Origin of the sequence: Sediminibacterium soli (genome assembly GCF_009939225.1) — a bacterium.
In the GTDB taxonomy this organism is placed as follows: domain Bacteria; phylum Bacteroidota; class Bacteroidia; order Chitinophagales; family Chitinophagaceae; genus Sediminibacterium; species Sediminibacterium soli.
In genome coordinates, this window is record NZ_JAACJR010000008.1 from 447183 (window position 1) to 467581 (window position 20399).

The 20399-nt window shown below is 51.8% G+C and carries 13 protein-coding genes; 1 reads left to right on the plus strand and 12 read right to left on the minus strand.

Annotated features, from left to right (window positions below; genetic code table 11):
• Positions 1 to 127: 127 nt before the first annotated feature.
• The 7 genes from GWC94_RS09170 to GWC94_RS09200 form a co-directional block, all read right to left on the minus strand.
• Positions 128 to 3055, minus strand: a complete 2928-nt coding sequence (locus GWC94_RS09170) for a TonB-dependent receptor (RefSeq protein WP_161834735.1) — start codon at positions 3053 to 3055, stop codon at positions 128 to 130.
• A 283-nt stretch (positions 3056 to 3338) separates the two neighbouring features.
• Positions 3339 to 5009, minus strand: coding sequence for an NADPH-dependent assimilatory sulfite reductase hemoprotein subunit (locus GWC94_RS09175; protein WP_161834736.1), 1671 nt, complete (start codon positions 5007 to 5009; stop codon positions 3339 to 3341).
• A gap of 40 nt (positions 5010 to 5049) precedes the next feature.
• Positions 5050 to 6762 (minus strand): diflavin oxidoreductase, encoded by a 1713-nt coding sequence (locus GWC94_RS09180; protein ID WP_161834737.1) that lies wholly within the window; start codon positions 6760 to 6762, stop codon positions 5050 to 5052.
• Positions 6746 to 7594 carry a uroporphyrinogen-III C-methyltransferase gene (gene cobA / locus GWC94_RS09185; protein ID WP_161834738.1) on the minus strand — a complete coding sequence of 283 codons (849 nt, stop codon included), beginning with the start codon at positions 7592 to 7594 and terminating at the stop codon, positions 6746 to 6748. The genes GWC94_RS09180 and cobA overlap by 17 nt, the downstream gene beginning before the upstream one ends.
• Before the next feature lie 35 nt (positions 7595 to 7629).
• Positions 7630 to 8868 carry a sulfate adenylyltransferase subunit 1 gene (locus GWC94_RS09190; protein WP_161834739.1) on the minus strand — a complete coding sequence of 413 codons (1239 nt, stop codon included), beginning with the start codon at positions 8866 to 8868 and terminating at the stop codon, positions 7630 to 7632.
• A 96-nt stretch (positions 8869 to 8964) separates the two neighbouring features.
• Entirely contained in the window at positions 8965 to 9873 is a 909-nt protein-coding gene (gene cysD, locus GWC94_RS09195) for a sulfate adenylyltransferase subunit CysD (protein WP_161834740.1), read from the minus strand.
• Entirely contained in the window at positions 9870 to 10619 is a 750-nt protein-coding gene (locus GWC94_RS09200) for a phosphoadenylyl-sulfate reductase (RefSeq protein WP_161834741.1), read from the minus strand. The genes cysD and GWC94_RS09200 overlap by 4 nt, the downstream gene beginning before the upstream one ends.
• Before the next feature lie 389 nt (positions 10620 to 11008).
• Here GWC94_RS09200 and GWC94_RS09205 point away from each other — a divergent pair, with 389 nt between their 5' ends.
• On the plus strand, positions 11009 to 11278 hold the full coding sequence (locus GWC94_RS09205) for a hypothetical protein (RefSeq protein ID WP_161834742.1): 270 nt from the start codon (positions 11009 to 11011) through the stop codon (positions 11276 to 11278).
• A gap of 69 nt (positions 11279 to 11347) precedes the next feature.
• Here the strand turns inward: GWC94_RS09205 and GWC94_RS09210 are convergent, their stop codons facing one another.
• From GWC94_RS09210 to GWC94_RS09230, 5 genes are all read right to left on the minus strand, one after another.
• Positions 11348 to 12262 (minus strand): NAD(P)H-hydrate dehydratase, encoded by a 915-nt coding sequence (locus GWC94_RS09210; RefSeq protein ID WP_161834743.1) that lies wholly within the window; start codon positions 12260 to 12262, stop codon positions 11348 to 11350.
• 38 nt (positions 12263 to 12300) lie between these two features.
• A complete protein-coding gene (locus GWC94_RS09215; RefSeq protein ID WP_161834744.1) occupies positions 12301 to 14658 on the minus strand; it encodes an alpha-L-rhamnosidase-related protein in 2358 nt (785 codons plus the stop codon).
• 91 nt (positions 14659 to 14749) lie between these two features.
• A complete protein-coding gene (locus tag GWC94_RS09220; RefSeq protein ID WP_161834745.1) occupies positions 14750 to 15808 on the minus strand; it encodes a glycoside hydrolase 5 family protein in 1059 nt (352 codons plus the stop codon).
• 66 nt (positions 15809 to 15874) lie between these two features.
• Positions 15875 to 17689 (minus strand): heparinase II/III domain-containing protein, encoded by a 1815-nt coding sequence (locus tag GWC94_RS09225; protein WP_161834746.1) that lies wholly within the window; start codon positions 17687 to 17689, stop codon positions 15875 to 15877.
• A 1-nt stretch (position 17690) separates the two neighbouring features.
• Complete coding sequence (locus GWC94_RS09230) at positions 17691 to 20384, minus strand: glycoside hydrolase family 78 protein (protein WP_235918498.1); 2694 nt, start codon at positions 20382 to 20384, stop codon at positions 17691 to 17693.
• Positions 20385 to 20399: the final 15 nt, after the last annotated feature.

Below are 20399 nucleotides of genomic sequence, written 5' to 3' on the forward strand. Positions count from 1 at the left end.
TCCAGGTTATGAAGATATGGTCTTGGCGGCGCAAATTTCGTGCAATAACGTATTGAAAAATACCTGTACCGGAAGTAGCATGCAGACAAAGAACAACAAATACTTCCGGATGATGCCGTTCCTGTTTTTATTTGCCCGCCAATCCCTCCCAGGTGATCGCTGTATAATACATGGCGCCGATCGTTGGTCCGCCTGCATACTGTATGTGACGCGTATCCAGTATATTGGCGCCGCCCAGTTTGACCGTTGACCTGAATGCAGGCAAACGGAAAGTCAGCTGCGCGTCAACCGTACTGATGGCTTCAACCCTTCCGTTCACCAGCGGACTCTCCCATAAAAAACCATCCTGCCATTTCCATACGATATTGAAACCGATGTTGCGCGTAACAGCCCTGTTACCGAACGAGAGATTGGATGTCCAGGCAGGTGTATTGAACCCGGTCACAAAAAGATCCGGTGTATGATTGCCCCTGATACCGTTGTAATTCGCATTTCCCGACAGTGCATACCCCTGCTGAAAGCGATACGTAATGCCCAGCGAAGAACCGTAGCTGGTATAATGGTTTACCGCGTTGGTATATACCCTGTACCGTTCCTGCCCTTTGCTGGCCGCATTGCCATTGGCGGCTGCGGTTGCATCGCGGTTACGATCGATCATAGCGATAACCGCGGCATCGGAACCGATCTGCTCTCCCGTCGGTACAAAAACCTGCACCTGTCCCAAAAAACCGTCATACACATTTGTATAGGCGTCGATATCAAGCAGCAACCTGTCGTCGAACAACACCGTTTTATAACCGATCTCGAACGATACAATGCCTTCGGGCCTGCCATCGGGCAGGTTGGCTGCCTGTAACAGGTTGCGGTTGGCCAGCGCCGCTGCATCTGTGTTGCCGGCAGCTTTTACCGCGGCGTTGAAAATAGCCACCGAAGATTGCGTATAACTGTTCTCACGGTAACCCAGTCCTTCGTTGATCACCGGTAAAATACCCACGCGTTTTACACGGCCGTTGTTAACATACGACAATGCCTCGAACAGCGCAGGAAAACGATACCCTTTCTGGAAAGTGAACCGGATATTGTGTTTTTTGGCGATCGTATACACCACCGCCGCTCTTGGCGTGAACTGTACGGGAAAAGCGGTGTTGCCATCCGCACGCAGCGAAGCATTCAGTTTCAGCCGGTCTTCGAGCAGATTTTTTGTCAGCTGAATAAACCCGCCTGCTTTCCGGTAATAGGTCCTGGCACCAAAACTTCCATCGGGCAAGGGTGTGTTGCGGTCTGCGATGGGTCTGCTGAAGTCGACAAAGTTATTTCCGTCGGGAATCAGTTCATATACCCTTACATCAGCACCGGTGAGTACATTGGCGAACTTCAGGTAGGGTGTAAGATTCCACTGCGCTTCGATATGATACAGGTTACTTTTCTGCACCAGCGCCGCACCGCCGGTTACCGGTGCGTTGGGAATGGACGAAGAGCGGATATCCCAGTTATTGATGCGGATAATGGAATCTTTCACCGCTGCAAAACGCGGAGTGCCCGGTTCAGCCCTGCCAAGATCCGCCTGCTCGCGGGCATACTGTGTGGCTGCGACAAGATTGGCCGAGGTGAGCGCTCCGCCATGCGATCCGGCATAGGCGTTGAGTGCATCCCTGTACTTGGCTCCCCATTGCGATGCGCTGCCACCGGTATACAGGTCAAGGTTATCGGCCAGCGGTTTTACATTATACGAATTGCCGGTGTTCTCCTGCGAAACATATGCTTTCACCGTAATATTCCTTGTCTTCAGTTCCAGCTGGTGGTTCTGCACCACCACATTGTCCAGCCTTATCTTGTTGCCCCGCTGAAATACGCCATCCATCTTTCCTGCACGGTAAGAATAGGTTATGGCCGCACCCTCGCTGAAACGGTATTGCAGCGCCATATCAAACTTGAGGTTGTCCACTTTTGGATCCACCAGGTCTTTTTCCCAGTAACCGGTGCGTGCCACGGTAAGCGTTCTGTTTGTCTGCCCGTCGATGGTCAGACCCGTAACAGACACCGTATTGCTTCCGGCAAGTGCATCGTCGCCGTATTTATTCCATCCGTCAAAAGCAATGTTCCCGGCGCCGTTCAGGGAGCTATAAGAAGGATTTGCGGTTATCCTGCTGTTGGGATTCTGGTCGTTCCGGTTATCCGATATCCAGTCGGTGCCGCGCAGATAATCCAGGTTCAGTTTAAACGCAAAACGGTTGCCAAAGGCTCTTGCATACCGGATAGCGGTTTCAGTCAGCAGCGATGGCGGATGGTCTTTTCCATTTACATGATTCACCCCCGTTCGCTGGTATACACTTAGCCCCTGCGAGGTAAAAGGATTTTTGGTGATCAGGTTGGCCATACCATTGATCGCGTTCATGCCATACAGCGCCGATGCCGCGCCCGGCGTGATCTCGATACTCTGTATATCGAGTTCGGTGGGACCGATGGCATTTCCCAGGGGAACGCCTAAAGTAGCCGCCTGCATATCGATGCCATCCACCAGTTGCATGAAACGGAAATTATTGGGGATATTGAATCCCCTTGTATTCGGCACTTTGAATGTGAGCGATGAAGTGGTGAGCTGCACGCCTTTTACATTGCCCAGTGCATCGTAAAAACTGGCGGCGGGTGTTTCTTTCAAAGCACGCAGATCTAGCTTTTCGATGGCAACGGGTGAGCGCAGCAGCTTTTCGGCAGTGCGACTGGCCGTTACCACCACTTCGTTGGCGATATATGTTTGCGCCGTAAGCTGAACGGTCAGTTGCGAGCTGCTGTTCTTTATCTCCAGTTCCTGCGGTGCAAAACCGATTGCCGTTATCACCAGGCGGAAAGGCAGTTTCTGACTCACGATAAGCGAAAACCTGCCGGCTGAATCGGTCAGCGTTCCTTTTGTTGTATTTTTTACGGAAACGGCCACGGAAGGCAATGCTTCGTGGCTCTCGCCCACGATCTTACCACTGATGATCAGCGCGCCGTTGAGCTGGGCATGGGCGAAAAAAGGAAACAGCACCAGCGATAATATCCATTGTTTTTTCATAACAGTATTTTGTGAGACAATAACCTGCCACATCGTATGCTGACGATGATAAGCGTAGGTATTGCTGTGTGTATTCGGGTTTTATATTGAACCGGAAGCAGTCTGGCTGTCTGTCCGCTGGGAAACAAAACAACATCGGCGCTGGAAAATGATGACCGGAAACAGGTATAACATGGGGTTTGTGTGATTACGGCGTAAAAATATTAATTCTCTACTAAATTAGTAGACTTTTAGTCAATTATTTTTTATCACATAAAAAGCAGGAAAAATGTTACGGAAAAAATCAGTTGCGTAATACCGTTACCAACGCAAAATCCCCGAAGGTCTGGCCTGGTTTCCGGCCGGAGGAATAAGCCGCAAAAAGATCATCCAGCACGGGTAATATCTCCGTTTCGTCGATGTTCTCTTTGTAAATGCGGTTCAGCCGTTCACCCAGTCTGTCGCCGCCGATATGCAGGTTGTAGCGGCCGGGGCCTGTGCCTACAAAACCGATTTCGGCCGCATAAGAACGTGCGCAGCCGTTGGGGCAACCGGTCATCCGGATGATGATCTCATCGTTTGCCAGGCCGTGTTTGTCCAGCAGCGATTCGATCTTATCGATCAGCGAAGGCATGTATCGCTGCGCCTCGGCCAGTGCCAGCGGGCAGGTTGGCAGGGCCACGCAGGCCATGGAATGTTTGCGGATAAGTGAGGTTGTTTCGGTATGGGCTATCACCCCGTATTGCGCCAGCATTGCATCGATTGAGGCCTTATCTGCCTCTTTTACATCGCTGATGATCACGTTCTGGTTGCAGGTGAAACGGAAATTGGTTTTACCGGTTTCTGCAACGGTGAGCAGGGCCGACTTCAGTTTGATTTTTTCATCATCCAGCACCCGGCCGTTCTCAATAAACACCGTGTAATGCCAGTCGCCTGATTCGCTCTGCTCCCATCCGAAATGATCTTTTCTCTCGGTGAAGGTATAGTCGCGCACAGGCTCCAGCGCAAAACCGGTCCGTTTCTCAAGTTCCGTTCTGTACCAGTCGGCGCCGTATTTGTCAACGGTATATTTCAGTCTCGCAAGCTTACGGTCTGAACGGTTGCCGTAATCGCGCTGTATGGTGGCAATCTCGTAAATCGCTTTCAGTGTTTTTTCCTCCGTATCGGTGAACCCGATAAGGGTGGCGAGTCTCGGGTAAGTTTCGGCATTGCCATGTGTGCTCGATAATCCGCCGCCGATGGCAATGTTAAACCCTTTCAGTTCGTTGTTTTCGATCACCGCAATAAGACCGATATCGTTGGCAAACACATCCACATCGTTATTGGGTGGTATGGCAATGCCTATCTTGAATTTACGCGGCAGGTAGCGGTCCTGGTACAGCGGATCTTCCTCTTCTTTTTTGTCAACCAGCTGCTGATCGCCCAGCCATATTTCGTAATAGGCTTTTGTTTTGGGCATCAGCAGGCTGCTGATCTTAGCTGCATAGCCAAATACCTGTTCGTGTATGGCTGATTGCGCGGGATGCGAACTGCACAACACGTTTCGGTTAATATCGCCGCAGGTGGCGATGGAATCCAGCCGGGCAGCATTAAACGCCTTGATGGTTGGCCTGATCGATGATTTCAGTATACCGTGCAGCTGTATGGTCTGGCGCGAAGTGATCTTGATCACACCCGTTGAATTCTGACCGGCAACATCATGCACGGCTATCCATTTTTCGGCCGATAAAAAGCCGCCGGGCAAACGCAGGCGTATCATAAAAGAATACAGCCTGTCGAGCTTCCTGGCCGCGCGCTCCTCTCTTCTGTCACGGTCATCCTGCTGGTACATGCCATGAAATTTGATCAGGGCCTGGTCGTCTTCGCGGATGGCACCGGTATGTTCATCGCGCAGACTCTGTTTCAGGGTGCCGCGCAGGCCGTCACTGGCCATTTTGATCTTTTCTATCTGGGAAAGGTTACCTGGTTCAGGCATCGGGTTCTGGTTAAGCGGGTGGTTTGTTTGCAATCAGGTATCAATACACATCTTTGTTGTACCGTCCTGTTGTTTTCAGGTTTTCAAAATAAGCGGCGGCATCCGTTGCAGACAATCCGCCATATCGTTCAATGATGGTCAGCAGTATGTATTCCACATCCACACTCATCGGCGTTTTTTTACCGCCCACGTACAGGTAAGCACCGTTTTCGATCCATTCAAACACTTCCCTGCCCTGCTCCAGCAGTTTGTGGTGTACGCGCGTATAAGGCCTGTCTTTTGCAAATGCGAGACTGAGTTTATTCAACACACCTGTTTCATACCAGTTCTGCAGCTCTGTCTGGTACAGGAAATCGGATACAAAATGATCTTCGCCAAAGAACAGCCAGTTTCTGCCGCCCGCCCCCGTGGCATCGCGCTCCGACAGGAACGATCTGAACGCCGCAACACCTGTTCCCGGGCCGATCATCAGCACATCCTTATCCGCTTCGGGCAACCTGAAGCGTTTGTTCTTCTGCACAAAAAATTCAATGGCATCGTCTTCGTGCAAACCGGCAAAATACTCAGAGCAAACGCCTGTTTTCTGCTGGCCGCCGCTGAGAAAAACATCTTTCTCCACGGTAAGATGCACTTCGCCGCTATGCGCAGCCGGTGAGGATGCGATGGTATAGATCCTGGGCGACTGTGCCGGCAATACCTGTAATACCTCCTCAAACTGGCTGCCGCCTGTTACGGGGTAAATACGAAGCAGGTCCAGCAGATCCATCTTTGTTTCGGGAATAGACTGCTGTACGATCTCCGCGTATTTTTTCACCACCCGTTCGTGCAGGTAGTTTAGGGACAGTTTTTTCTTCAGCAGATCGTATACGCTGTATTCATGGTCTTTGTGTTTTACGGTTTTCTCCCTGTCTGCGTTGGCCAAACCGATGATCTGCTCCACCAGCGCCGTTGTATTCTCCGGAACGATGCCTATGGAATCACCGGGAAGGCAGTCCACTTCTTCGTCTATACCCAGTTCAATATGCCAAGTCTCCTTCGGAGAGTCGGTATCATGCAGGTTGATATGGGTGAGTACGGTTCCCCTGTAAATTTTCTTATTCGATTTCTGCGCAGCAACGGCTGCGGGTTTAACGGCAACAACCGGGGCGGCGGCTGCGGTGGCAGTGTCAAAGGTCTGCAATACCTGTTCAAACCAATGCTCCGCATCGGTTTCATAATCCACATCGCATTTACGCATGGGAATGATGCGGCGGCCACCCAGTTTCTGCAACTGCTGGTCAACATCCTCGCCTGTTTTGCAGAAGAACGGGTACGAAGTGTCGCCCAATGCCAGCACACTGTATTTCAGGTTATCGAGGCGGAAACCGTTTTTGTGAATATGATCGTAAAATTTCTGCGCTGCCGCCGGCGGCTCTCCGTCTCCCTGCGTGCTGATCACCACAAACAGGTTTTCCTCTTTGGTGATATCGTTCACGCGGTACTGGTCGAGGCTCAGCAGTTTCACCGGAAGGCTTTTTTTCTTTGCCCTTGCGGCAAGATCGGTTGCCAGTTTTTTGGCATTACCTGTTTCCGTTCCGTAAACAACCGTCATTTTCTTTGACAATGCCGGTGCGTTCTCTTTGACCGCCTGTGACGGCAATAAGGCAACATCAGACAGTATGCCTGAAAGATATCCGCTGATCCATACCAGTTCTTCCTTACTGCAGGAGGCGGCAAACTCTTCCCATATTTTCTGTTTAGGCCCTGTCAGCATAACGTTTGTTTTTTGTAGCCGTGGCTATTGGTTCCACAGCGGCGGTCAAAGGCTGGAAATAATATTTTCTTTCTTCCGATTCTTCCTGCCACTGAAGCGATGCGTGGAGACCGACCACATCTCCCACTACGATCAGCGAAGGCGAAAGGAATTCGATACCCTGCAATTTAGACGCGTATTCATGAACCGGCGCGGTGTATACCCGCTGGTAAGGCGTGGTTGCCTGCTCTATTACGGCAAGCTGTTTGTCCCTGCCGATACCATGTTCGATCAGTTTGTCAGCAAGACCGTTCAGGGTTTCCGACGACATATAAAATACCAGCGTATCGTTTGTCTGTGCAAGATCTTTCCATTGCGCATCGCCGATCAGCGATGACTGGTAATAAGTGAGGAAACGAACGGCGGTTGCATATCCCCTGGCGGTGAGCGGCATTCCTGCATAGGCTGCGGCGCCCGACGCTGCCGTTACGCCCGGAACGATCTCGTAGGGAATCTTATTTGCCGCAAGCACATTCAGTTCGTTCAGGATATTGGAAAAAAAAGAAACATCACCGCCTTTTAACCGCACCACATATTTTCCCTGCATTGCATATTTAACCAGCAGCGCATCGATCGTTTCCTGTGGCGTGGATATACCCCGGCGGCATTGCTTACCCACTTCCACCAGCTCTGCACCCGCGGGCACATAGCGGCGGATGATCTCTGCACTCACCAGCCGGTCTGTCAACACAACATCGGCCCGGCGAAGACAGTCAGCCGCCTTCACCGTGATCAGGTCCGGATCGCCCGGTCCCGCTCCCGCAAGTATTACTTTGCCAATGTTCTTTTTCAATGCCGTTTATTTAAAATTCGATACCCGTTACACAATTACCGGATCATACACGCGCCCACCGTTACATTGCTGGTTTCATCGATCAGTATGGCCCCGCCGTTTGCCCTGAAATCATCATAGGGATCGTAGGCCACCGGTGTTGCCGTTTTAATCTTTACGCGAACGATATCGTTCAGTCCCGCTTCCGCAGACGCCTTCTTTTCAAGTGTATGAACATCCAGTTTGTATTCGATCTCTTTTACGATCGCTTTTACCCTTTTGCTGTTGATCTGCAACAGGTATTTGTTTCCTTCATTAAGCGACTTGCTTCCCATCCAGCAAAGATCCACCAGCAACTCCTGCTCCAGCCTGGGAAGATTGGCAGAAGGAACGATCAGGTCGCCGCGACTGATATCGATATCGTCTTCGAGGTGCAGAACAATACTCTGCGGCGCAAAAGCTTCCGCAACTTCCTGTCCGCCGATCTCGATGGATTGTATTTTACTGCGGTGACCCGAGGGCAATACCGTTACCGCATCCCCTTTCCGGTAAATACCGCTGATCAGTTTGCCCGCATAACCCCGGTAATCGTGCAGGTCTTCTGTCTGCGGACGTATCACATACTGCACCGGAAAACGTGCATCGCTCAGGTTGGTGGCGCTTTCCACTTCAATCGTCTCCAGCAGATCCAGCAGGGCCCTTCCTTCGTACCAGGGAATATTGGCCGAGCGCTCCACCACGTTATCGCCGTCAAGTGCGCTGATAGGGATATAGGTTACGTTTTTAATTCCCAGCGACTGCGCCAGGTTGGCGTAATCGATCACGATATTGTTATAGGTATCCTGTGAATACCCCACCATATCCATTTTATTCACCGCCACCACCACATGCGGAATGTTCAGCAACGCGGCAATGATGGAATGCCTGCGCGTTTGCTCGATCACGCCGTTGCGTGCGTCTACCAGAATGATGATCAGGTCTGCATTGGAAGCGCCGGTAACCATATTGCGTGTATACTGGATATGACCGGGCGCATCGGCGATGATGAACTTTCTTTTGGGTGTTGAGAAATACTTATAGGCCACATCGATGGTGATACCCTGTTCCCTCTCTGCACGAAGACCGTCTGTCAGCAATGCCAGGTCGATATCGCCTTCTTCGCGGTTCTTTGTCTGTTTTTCTATCGCTTCCAGCTGGTCGATCATGATCGATTTGCTGTCGTAGAGCAAACGCCCGATCAGGGTGCTCTTCCCGTCGTCAACACTTCCTGCGGTGATAAATCTTAAAATATCCATTGTAAACGGTTAAAAAGTTAAAGTTGTGAGACCTTGGCGGAGAATATTCCGTTTCCGCTCACGATTCCTATACGCTGTCTGTCTTTATCCCAGCCCTTAAAAATATCCTCCTTTCTTCCTGTCTTCCATAGCGGCTTCGGAGACTTTGTCGTCGATACGGGTTTCGCCTCTTTCGCTGGTTTTGGTGGCGATGATCTCGTTGATGATATCGTCTATCGTTGCCGCGCCGGATTCCACCGCCGCGGTACAGGTCATATCGCCTACGGTGCGGTAACGCACTGTTTTCACACTCACTTTGTCGGTTTCTTCCACCTGTATGAATTCGGATACCGCCACCAGTTGTCCTTCGTGCTCCAGCACCTCACGCTGGTGCGCAAAGTAGATGGAAGGCAGTTCTATCTTTTCACGCCTGATATAATTCCAGATATCGAGCTCCGTCCAGTTACTGATCGGGAACACGCGGACATTCTCTCCTTTATGGATCCTGCCGTTATAGGTGTTCCATAATTCCGGGCGCTGCAGTTTGGGATCCCACTGACCGAACTCGTCGCGAACGGAGAAGATGCGTTCTTTGGCCCGCGCTTTTTCCTCGTCGCGCCTGGCGCCGCCGATACAGGCATCAAACCGGAATTCGCTGATGGTATCCAGCAGGGTATATGTCTGCAGGGCATTGCGGCTCGCAAATTTTCCTTTTGGCTCGGTCAGGTTCTGGGCCTTGATGGTATCGCCCACATGGCGCACCACCAGTTTCTCACCGATGCGTTCCGCCAGCGTGTCGCGGAAATCGAGCGCTTCGCGGAAGTTATGACCGGTGTCAATATGCACCAGTGGAAAGGGAAATTTACCCGGTCTGAACGCTTTCAGTGCCAGGTGCACCAGTGTTATCGAATCTTTTCCGCCACTGAACAAAAGCGCAGGACGTTCGAATTGCCCGGCCACCTCGCGGAGTATGTGTATGGCTTCGGATTCCAGCTGGTCCAAATGGTCTAAACGGTACTTGCTCATCTTATCACAGGTTGATCATTTGTTATCGAATGTTGTTTTTCATGCAGTCCGCATTCCTTGCGGCTGCTGTCTTCCCACCACCATCTTCCTGCCCTGAAATCTTCGCCGGGCCTGATCGCGCGGGTACACGGCGCACAGCCGATACTCACAAAACCGCGGTCGTGGAGGGGGTTATACGGAATATTATGCTGATCGATATAGGCACGCACCGCCTCGGTTGACCAATGCAGCAGCGGATGAAATTTCAGCAGGCGGTTTGCTTCGTCCCATTCGAGTAGCTGCAGATCCTTTCTTACGGGCGAATGCTCCGCGCGCAAACCGGTTACCCATACGGCGTTGCCGGCAAGTGCGCGTTTCAGCGGCTCCACTTTGCGGATACCGCAACAACTCTTCCTGTTTTCCACTGATTCATAAAAAGAATTGGGACCTGTTTCCAGCACAAACGCCTCCAGCGCACCGGCATCGGGATAATAGGCTTTGATATGGGTCTGGTAGCGCTGGTTGGTGCTGCTCCATACCGAATAGGTTTCGGAGAACAAACGGCCGGTATCCAGTGTGAATACAGAAACAGGCAGGGCGTTGGAGAGGATATCGTGACTGATCACCTGGTCTTCAAAGCTGAAGCTGGAAGAAAAAGTGACCTGCCCGGGAAACTGCTCAGCCAGCAATGCCAATGCCTCTTTTACAGGAAGAGAAGCCAGCTGCTGTTCAAGTTGATCAAGGTATTCTTTGGAAGGTGTTTGCATGAGAAAAGTTGTTGTGATGAAGGAAAAGGCAATCGGGTCGCCGGATCAGCAACAACACGGAACAGGCATGTAAAAAATAGTTTCCGTTCTCATAAAATGATTTAGTCTACCAAAACAATGGGGTAAAGATAAAGTCTATAAGATCACTGGACAAATATTTTTCATTTTTTTTGTTCCAAACGAATCTTCGTTAGTATCCGCCCCTGTCTGTGTAACTGCTGCACCCGGGATTTTGCCTGTTAATCAGTTGCCTGTGTATAAATAATAACCGGAAGACCAGCACCCGGGGAAGTTGTGTATAAGTTAACACGGACCAAAGCAGCAGACCGGCGGGTGTGCCCATCTTATAAACGGTAAAGCTGCGTGCTATGGAACCCGAAACAATTCAAGTGAGCAACCAGGAAGGTATTTCCTGTTTTATTCCCGTTAAATTTATTGGCAAGGAAACGCATGTAGGCGATAAATTCCTGTCTTACCAGGTATTGCGGCTGAAGCAGACCGGACTTTTTTCCATGGAAGAACTGTACCGGATCGCATTGCTGATCGAATCGAAAGACCCGAACAGCCTGATCGACTGGACAGAGACATTTATGTTGCTCGAAAAAGATTCAAGACCGCATATCAGCCGGAAACTGCGCGCATTGCAACTGGTGCAGTAACCGGTTGTCTTGCTTTTTGTGACTGAAATGCAGCTGTTGTCTTTGCCGGTGTCCGGCAAAACCCGCTCCTTATTCGCCTGCAGCAAACCATTTACCCAGCGCTTCCGTGATATCCGATGCGATCAGGCCCTGCATCGATATTTCCGCCGCCGCCATATCCCCCGCGGCGCCGTGTATACAGGCTCCGATGCAGGCCGCATCCGCCGCCGCATATCCCTGCGCCAGCAAGGAAGTGATGATACCTGTTAATACATCACCCGAACCCGCTGTGGCCATGCCGCTGTTACCGCTGGTAATAAAACAGACACTGCCATCCGGCATAGTAACCGAAGTATACCGCCCCTTCAGCAACAGGTTGGTCGCGTATTTTTTTGAAAACCCGATCTGTGTATGCAGTCTTTCCCAGGCCGAGGCATGCGGTGCCGTCAGCCGATCAAATTCTCCCGCATGTGGCGTGAGTACGACGCGATCGGAAAGCTGCATATATAATTGGCGGTCCTGTGACAACAGCGTAAGCCCGTCTGCATCTATCACCAATGGCCGTTCCGCCGGCAGCAGCGCTCGTAAGACAGCGGCGGCATCCATGCCTGCGCCGGGACCAAAACCGATCGACTGATAAACGGACAGGTCAGGTGTTTTGTCCTGGCCAGCGTTACGGGTAAGCGTCATGGCTTCGGGCAGGGCCACCAGCAGCGCCTGCTGTACATTCCGGGGAACCCAGGCCGTTACCAGTCCGCAACCTGTTCGCAGCGCTGCTTTTGCACACAGCACCGCGGCCCCTCCTTTTCCTTCGCTGCCGGCTATGATCAGCGCATGACCAAACTGGTGCTTGTATGCAGCAGGATCGCGCGGCTGTATCTTTTGCCGGACCGTTTTTTCCGAAAGAAAACGATACCCGTTCGTTTCTTTTTCGAGAAACGAATGCAGCTCGGTCCTGGCGATGCCTGGAAACAGATCGGCTGGTATCTCCGCTGGGGATGACATGATACAACGAAGGTAAAATAGAATTGATGTGTACCGAACTACAGGCTGATTTTCTGTTTTCCCCCGTTTAAAACAACAGATTTTCCCCGCCATACAAACGTACCCCGCAGGTTTTGCGGCAGCGTTACGCTGGCTTCCACCCCCGTTTTGCCTTTACGCGTCAGCGATACCTCTATCTCTCCGAGCGGATGAGGCATTTTTCCCTCTGCCGTCTGCAACTCTCCCATCGCCGGTTCAATACGAACCGTTGCAAAGCCCGGCGATGCGGGCACGATGCCACAGATCGTGGCCAGGAAATCGTAGTTGGGACTTGCACTCCATGCATGGCAATCGGAACGCGTGGGATCAGGGTTTTCGGCAAAAGTGGTCAGTCCGTTGGCGATCATATCCCGCCAGGGGGTCAGCTGCGAGTAATAGAGACTGGCCATACCCGCTTTTTTCAGCGCGCGGTTAAGATAGAACCGGTAATAAAAAGTTGCCTGGCTAAGCGAAGTATCATACAACACTTTTTCCATTACTTTCTTCCGGGCTGCTTCCGGTATAGCGCCTGTGATAACACCCATGATGCTGGCATGCTGGCTGAATGTTTTCTTAAGCGGTGTATTTGCCATTACACCTTTGGCTGCATCAAAACACTGCCGGTAGGTGGCTTCGCGGAGTGTGGCGGCCAGCTGGGTATAATGCGCAGCGTCCGCAGTTCTGCCGTAGGCCGTAAATAATTCGGCTGCCTGCTGCAGCGTATTTACGTATTGCAGCGTGATGATCGCTGAATGGCCGTCCATGGCGCCATCCGGCGTTCCGCCGGGGAAAGCATGGTTCCAGTCAACAAAACTCCACCATGGCATCGGCCCGAGCATCTGCTTCGAAGGGTCGATCTTTTTCTCAAACCAGTCGAGCACACCCTGCGCCGCATGCAGGAACCCGGATACAAATTTTTCGTCCTTCCGGTGCATCCAATAATCGTGTATCATCGATACCCAGAATAAAGAGAACGGCGGTATCACCTGCAAACGGCTGCTGGGATAACGGCCCTGTGTCAGTCCCTCGGGCACCCGTGAATGATAGAAATCAAGCAGGGCTTTCCGCATCAGCCTGTCGTCGCCGGTTACATACAGCGATATCAGCGACTGTATGCGTGTATCGCCCTCGTACTGCAGCTGTTCATAATAAGGACAGTCAAAATAGGTTTCACCTGCACAAAGCTGTGCGGTACGCCACCCGATATCCCATACCTGCTGCAGCGATGCATCATTGCTGCGGAAAGAGGCTTTTACCTCGAAGGGATAGCCGGTGGCTATGCCATACAGATCCTCCAGCACCAGCGGCTCGCTTTTGGTGACGATGTCGAGCTGCATATACCGGTAGGTGCGGAACCATAGCGGGCGAAAACTTCTTTTATCGCCGCCATCGGGCAGAAAAACATCGTAGTTGCCGATAATGGTTTTATTATCGACCTCGTTACGGTTCAGCTTCCGGTTGTCTTTTGTATACAATGCCTCGGCATAGGTAAGTTTAACCGAAGCGCCTTTGCCCCTGCTTGTGACCAGCTGCGGATAGGCCACGGTATTATACGACTGATCGAGCAGGATGCTTACGGTCTGGTCGGCGGGAATCACCAGGGGTTTTGTTCCCCTTAGGAAAGCGGGATCCGCAGCAATGCCATCGGCCCTTCGAACAGACCCTATCCGTTGTTCTTTCTCGAACATCAGCGGTATATTGCGCGGGGCCAGTGTCCATAAATTATCGGAACCGTAACCTGCCGGAACCGCACCGGCAATACGTGCTGCCTGCTGCCATCCCGCATCGGAAAAATCTGCCGACTCCCATCCCCAGGGATAGGCCGATGCATTCAGCTCATCGCCCGGACCAATCACCATATACGAACGCATACGGGCGCCGTTATCGGTAGAGCAGGGATGATAGGCGGTATCCTGCAGCACTTTCCAGCTGCTGTTGGTGTTAACGGATTTTTCTTTTTCGCCATCGCCCTGTAATACAAAAGCCGTTTGGTTGGTTACCTGTGCCACGGGCGCATACACACCCATATTCCATACCAGCGCCGCAATGGTATTGTTGCCGCTCTGCAGGTAAGACGCTATATCAACCGTTTCGAAATACCAGTTATACAGGTCACCGCGAGACGGGCCTGCGCATACCTGCCTGCCGTTAACGAATAAGCGGTAACGATTGTCCGCAGAAACATGCACGATGAACCGCTCCGGTTTACTGTCGAGCGAAAAGGTCTTACGAAAATGATACACGCCGTAATCGCGCTGCGGCACCCTGGGGCAGGTGATCCAGGATGCCGGCCAGGAGCCATGCAGCAAAGAAGAATTGACCGGCTGTGCGCCAAGTTCTGCTGTGAACAGCAGCAGTGCGACAAGTATTTTTTTCATAAGAGCAGGTTCAGCATATTTTTTGTCGGGATGGCGCAGAGTAACCCGGTGTTTATCCCGCGTTATCCCAGCCATCCAATAATACAGGTGATCATTTCTTCGTCAGCTTCCTGATCAGGTTCACTTCGTCTTCGCGATAAGGCCTGCCGTCGGCGAAGAAAATATCGTGGAACCATTCGTTCGGCTGGCTGCCGTCGGCGATAGGTGTATCCCATGCATAGATGGTATTGGTTTTGCCGCCCGCAAATCCCCAGTTGATCGCTCCCACATTCTCTTTTTTCAGCAAGGGCAGGATATTGGTGAAGCGGCTGTTGCGTGTACGCGCCATGTATTCTGTACAGATCAGCGGACGACCGAACGCTTTCAGCAACTGTATCACACGCTGGTGCTGTGCAGGCTCATCATAATTATGATAGGTGATGATATCGGAGTTCAACGCCTGGAATGCATTCAGCTTTTCAAAATCCCATGCCCATAACCCGGCGGAAATCGGCTGGTCGGGATTGACCGCGCGGGCCCATTCAAATGTTCTGCGCAGCAGGTTCATGCTCGAATCGCGCTTGCCGCTGTTACCGGGTTCGTTGTACAGGTCCCATAGCAGTATGCGTTTGTCGTGCGCAAAATGTGTCATCACATCTTTCACGTATTTCTCCAGTTCAGGAAACAGTTTTTCGTCGCTCGACGCAGGCTGTCCCGGATCCTGCATCCATCCCGAATTATGGATGCCTGTTTTGGGCGCGGGCTGTTTGCCGATGGCAGGCAGTTTGTTCCAGCAGTCGTCGAAGAACACGAACATGGGTTCTATCCTGTGTTTGGCGCAGATATCGAGGAACTGCTCCATTCTTTTCTTAAACCCCTGCGGATCCTGTTTCCAGGCAAGGTTATGCAGGAACACACGCATGGTATTGAAGCCGATGCCTTCGGCCCAGCCCAGTTCCTTATCGATCGTTGCGGGGTCAAAGGTATCGGCCTGCCACATCTCCAACTGGTTAATGGCGGTGGCAGGTATATAGTCCGAACCGGTAAGCCAGGCATGTTTGGCATACCATTCATTGGCTTTTTCGATCGGCCATACTTTGCCGACGACGGTTTGCGCGGAAGCGAGACTTGTAACAAGCAAAAAAACAATCAGAATACGAAAGCATTTCATGTGTGACTATTTAGCGTAAAATAAGAGGTATCCGAAAATAATTGTTTGGATGTAAAACGACTTCCATCATTTATCAGCTTTCCGCAACAGCACTTCTATCACGGCGTTTGCTCCCGCGGCCTGGCTTGTTTCGAACCCAACCAGCGTGGTGCCGGGATTGGCGGCATCGTACGCGTTTGCGGGCGAGGTTGACCAGGTCTTCCATTCGATGGCGGCGGGTTGTTTAACCGATAGCAACAGTTTTTTTCCGTCCCTGCTCAGTTCCAGGGTATGCGCATCGATGATCTTCGGGGTGGCAGGCGTGGCCATTGTCCAGCGGATCACCGCCCGCCTGTCTGCCACCTGTATCCGATCGAGCACCTGCACGGATGATTTGTTCAGCAAAGAAATCTTGCGGATCGATTTTGCGAGCTGTCCCCGGTACACCGCGCTCATATCCACCACCGCATTCATGTCAGAAGCGGCATCTGAATAATCCGTCAGTTCCGCCATTCCCTCCACCCTTTGCAGGCTATCGTTCACGGTAAGCGTGTTGTGTGCATAGTTGTTGTAGCGGAAAACTTTCCAGCGCTGTGACTGCTGGCGCATGTTCCAGAGATCGATGCCTTTTGATTCGAGATTTTCATAATCCTGCATACCAAAATCCATCGCCCAGCGCAGGCCGTCCGCATCCAGTACAAAAGAGCCCGCATCCATATGCGCATGACTGGATGAAGGTGATCCGCCTTTGAAGCCGACATAGAGTGCTGTATCGGTCCAGGAAGAACGCATCATCACCAGCGGATTACGGCCATTGCCTTTCCAGAAAAGGGCTTTGGGCGGATGAATGCCCGCCATGCTGATCTTCTTACCCCATATCATGATCGCAGGCAGCAGCCTGTCGGACAGATTTCTTTTCGATGCCGGGTTATTGAGTAAAGGTTTTTCCATCCAGAGCAGCGAGGGATCGCTGGTTCTTTCTGCAAACCAGAACAGGGCGGGATGCAGTTCCTCGCTGCCACCCGAATCAAAAAAATTGAACGGCTTGTGCGAAGCACCCACCATATGTTCGAGAAAGGCACCCGTCTTAAGAAAACCCGGTTTGGCAGCGAGACCAAAATCCGATCCGAACGCTTTTTCCAGCGCACCGATCAGGAGCACGTTGAAACTGGTGCCGTAACCCCAGTAATTGTATCCCTCCGGATAAGCGCCGTCGGGCGCATACTCCTTCATGGGAATCTCAACCGAACTGATCGCGCGGTTAATGATCTCATGCGACATTACGGGTTCCTCCTCGTAAATGGCCAGGGCACCGTAACTCATGCCCGCATTGCATACCTGGTTCCAGTTATTGGATACCCGCAACCAGCCATTGTTCTTTGGCTCGAGGGATGCTTTCAATCCTTTTTCCAGTATGGCGTCTTTGATCGTCTTACGGGAAGCGGCAGACAATCCATCGTACAGCCAGTCGTAACCGATCGCAGCGGCCATCGTCATCTCGGCCACATCCAGGAAATGCGAGGGGTTCCAGTCGGTGAACGCCGATACTGCCAGCAATTCCTTCTCTGCGCGCGCCAGGTACCTTGCTTCATGCGTCATCCGCCATGCGTAGGAGAGAAAGAATACACGGCGCAGGCATTCCCGGGATTTATCCAGCAACCGCTTGCCGATCTTGATCTGTTCAACGGGTGGCTTGCTTTCGAACGATGCGGCTTCCTGCAGCAGGGCATGGTGCATGGCTTTCCAGGTAGGGTCCTGCAAAGAAGCACTGATCATTTTTTCTTCCCCGGCAAGTAATAATATCCTTGGGTGCGAAGGCAATGTTACATCCGCAGCTACCGGCTGGGCCTGCAAACAGATACCAACCAAACACCCGATCACGATACATCCGATCTTTTTCATATTAGTTATTTACAACAAAATGATAGCTGCCCGAACCCAATTCCATCACCACATAGCTTTCCTCCTGTTTTCCATTGATGGCGAGTCCGCCTGTTTCGGTAATGGCCGCCTGGTTTTTTGCAGGCAGGTATACGGTTGCGCGCGTATTGACGGGTATTTCCACATCCATCAGCAGCCTGTTGCCTTCACGCTTCCAGCTGTTACTGAGTTTGCCGTAATAGGTTTGCAGGGAGGCTGAAGCATGGGTAAAGCCGCCGCCGGGTACCGGCCTGATGCGCGCATGACGGTAACCCACACCATCTTCATAGGTATCCAAACCGGCCATCACCCGGTACATCCAGTCGCCGATGGCGCCATAGGCATAATGGTTGTACGAGTTCATCGAAGGAACCTGGAAACTGCCATCGGGCTTAATACCGTCCCATCTTTCCCATATGGTGGTGGCACCCATTTTTACCGGGTATAACCAGGAGGGATAGGTTTCCTGCAGCAATAACTGATAGGCAAGATCGGCATGACCAAACCTGGTCAGCACATGGCACAGATAAGGCGTACCCAGAAAACCGGTGGTAAGGTGGTTGTCGTAGCTTTTAATGTTTTCCACCAGCCTGTCTGCCGCCTGTGTCCGCATCGGCTCGGGCAGCATATCAAAATTCAATGCAAGCACGTATGCCGTTTGTGTACTTGAGACCAGGCGACCGTTGCCTGTTACATATTCTTTTACAAACGCATTTTTGATCTTTTGCAGCAGCGCCTGGTAATTTGCCGCATCATTCTGTTTACCCAGTTCGGTGGCCGCGTTGACCAGCAACTGTGTTGAGTAAGCGTAAAAACACTGTGCGATCAGGTATTTATCTGTTACCGCCGCTCGGCCGCTGTTATCGTCATCGGGTCGGTAGAACAACCAGTCGCCAAAATGAAAACCGGTGTTCCAGAGATCGTTTTTACTGCGGCTTTGCATATAACTCACCCAGGCCTTCATGCTGGCGTACTGGTTTTCGAGTATTTGTTTATCGCCGTAGGCCAGGTACATCGTCCAGGGAATGATATTGGCCACATCGGCCCATCCTGCAGAAGCGCCTGCATTGGCGCCGAGTACATTCGGCACCACAAAAGGCACGCTTCCGTTGGGCTGCTGATCGGCTTCCACATCTTTGAGCCATTTGTAAAAAAAGTTGTGCACGTTCATATTAAAAGACGCCGTTCGCGCAAATACCTGCGCATCGCCGGTCCAGCCCAGCCGTTCATCGCGTTGCGGGCAGTCTGTAGGCACGTCGAGAAAATTTCCTTTCTGTCCCCATACAATGTTTTTCTGTAACTGGTTGATCAGCGGATGCGACGATTCGAAACCTCCCGTTACGGGCATATCGGAATACAATGCCACGGCGCTGATATGCTCCGGTTTGATCTCTCCCGGGTAACCCTCCAGTTTCACGTAACGGAAGCCATGCCAGGTGAAATGCGGTTCAAAACTTTCTTCTTCCCCGCCTTTCAGGATAAACACATCCTGCGATTTTGCCGCACGCAGATTGGTAATGTAAAAATTGCCGCTTTTGTCCAGCACTTCTGCATGGGATACTACGATCTTACTGCCGGCATTACCCTTTGCCTTCAGCGTTACCCAGCCAACCAGGTTCTGCCCGAAATCGATCACCTGTTCCCCGGATGGCGTACGGAATATTTTTACGGGCTGAAAAGTTTCGTGTTTACGGACCGGCTCATTGTAAGTGGCCACCAGCGTATGCATGGGGTGACTGGCGGGTTTTACGCCGCTCCAACCCGCATCATTATACGAAGCCAGGCGCCAGCCCTGTTTCTCCTCGCGCGCATCGATGGTTTCTCCATTGTATATTTCGGAAGAGCGGATGGCACCTGTTGCCGATTTCCAGGTGTCATCGGTTACCACCGACTCGCGTGATCCGTCTGTATATACGATATCCACCTGCATCAGCAGGGTAATATCCTTACCATAGAAATTTTTGTTGTTCGAAAAACCGATATAACCGCGGTACCAGCCGCTGCCCAGCGCAACACCGATCGCGTTCGTTCCTTTACCCAGCATTGCCGTTACATCGTATGCCTGGTACTGCAGGCGTTTCTGGTAGGCGGTCCATCCCGGGGTAAGGTAATCGTTGCCGATGCGTTTGCCGTTCAGGCTGGCTTCGTACAAACCATGCGCGGTGATGTATGCGGTGGCCGATGCAACGGTCTTACTGATGGAGAATTGTTTCCGGAACAAAGGACTTGGCCGCTGAACGCTGTCTTCCGTATATCCCGGCTCTATCCATTTTGCTTTCCAGTCCTGCGCCTGTAACAAAGCCATCTGAAAAAATGCCGGGGCGCTGGCTGCCATGCGTCCCTGGTTGTCCCAGACCGTTACCGTCCACCGGTATTTCTTCCCGCTCTGCAGTGCCGGTCCGTTGTACGCAACATATACAGACTGGCCGGAGTTTTTTTTCCCCGACTCCCATATCACCTGTTTGGGATGCTGCACATCCTGCAGGGTGATGGCGTAGGCTGTCTGGAGTGTATTTCTTTTATCGCTCTGCAGTTGCCAGCTAAAACGCGGGTGGGTAATATCAAGACCGATAGGGTCCTTCCTGTTTTCGGTGAGTACTTGCTGCAGCATCAGCTGCGCATACGAACATACGGTAAGCGTTCCGGTAAGAAGTACCAGGCAGATTTTTTTCATCATGGCATATTTTACAAT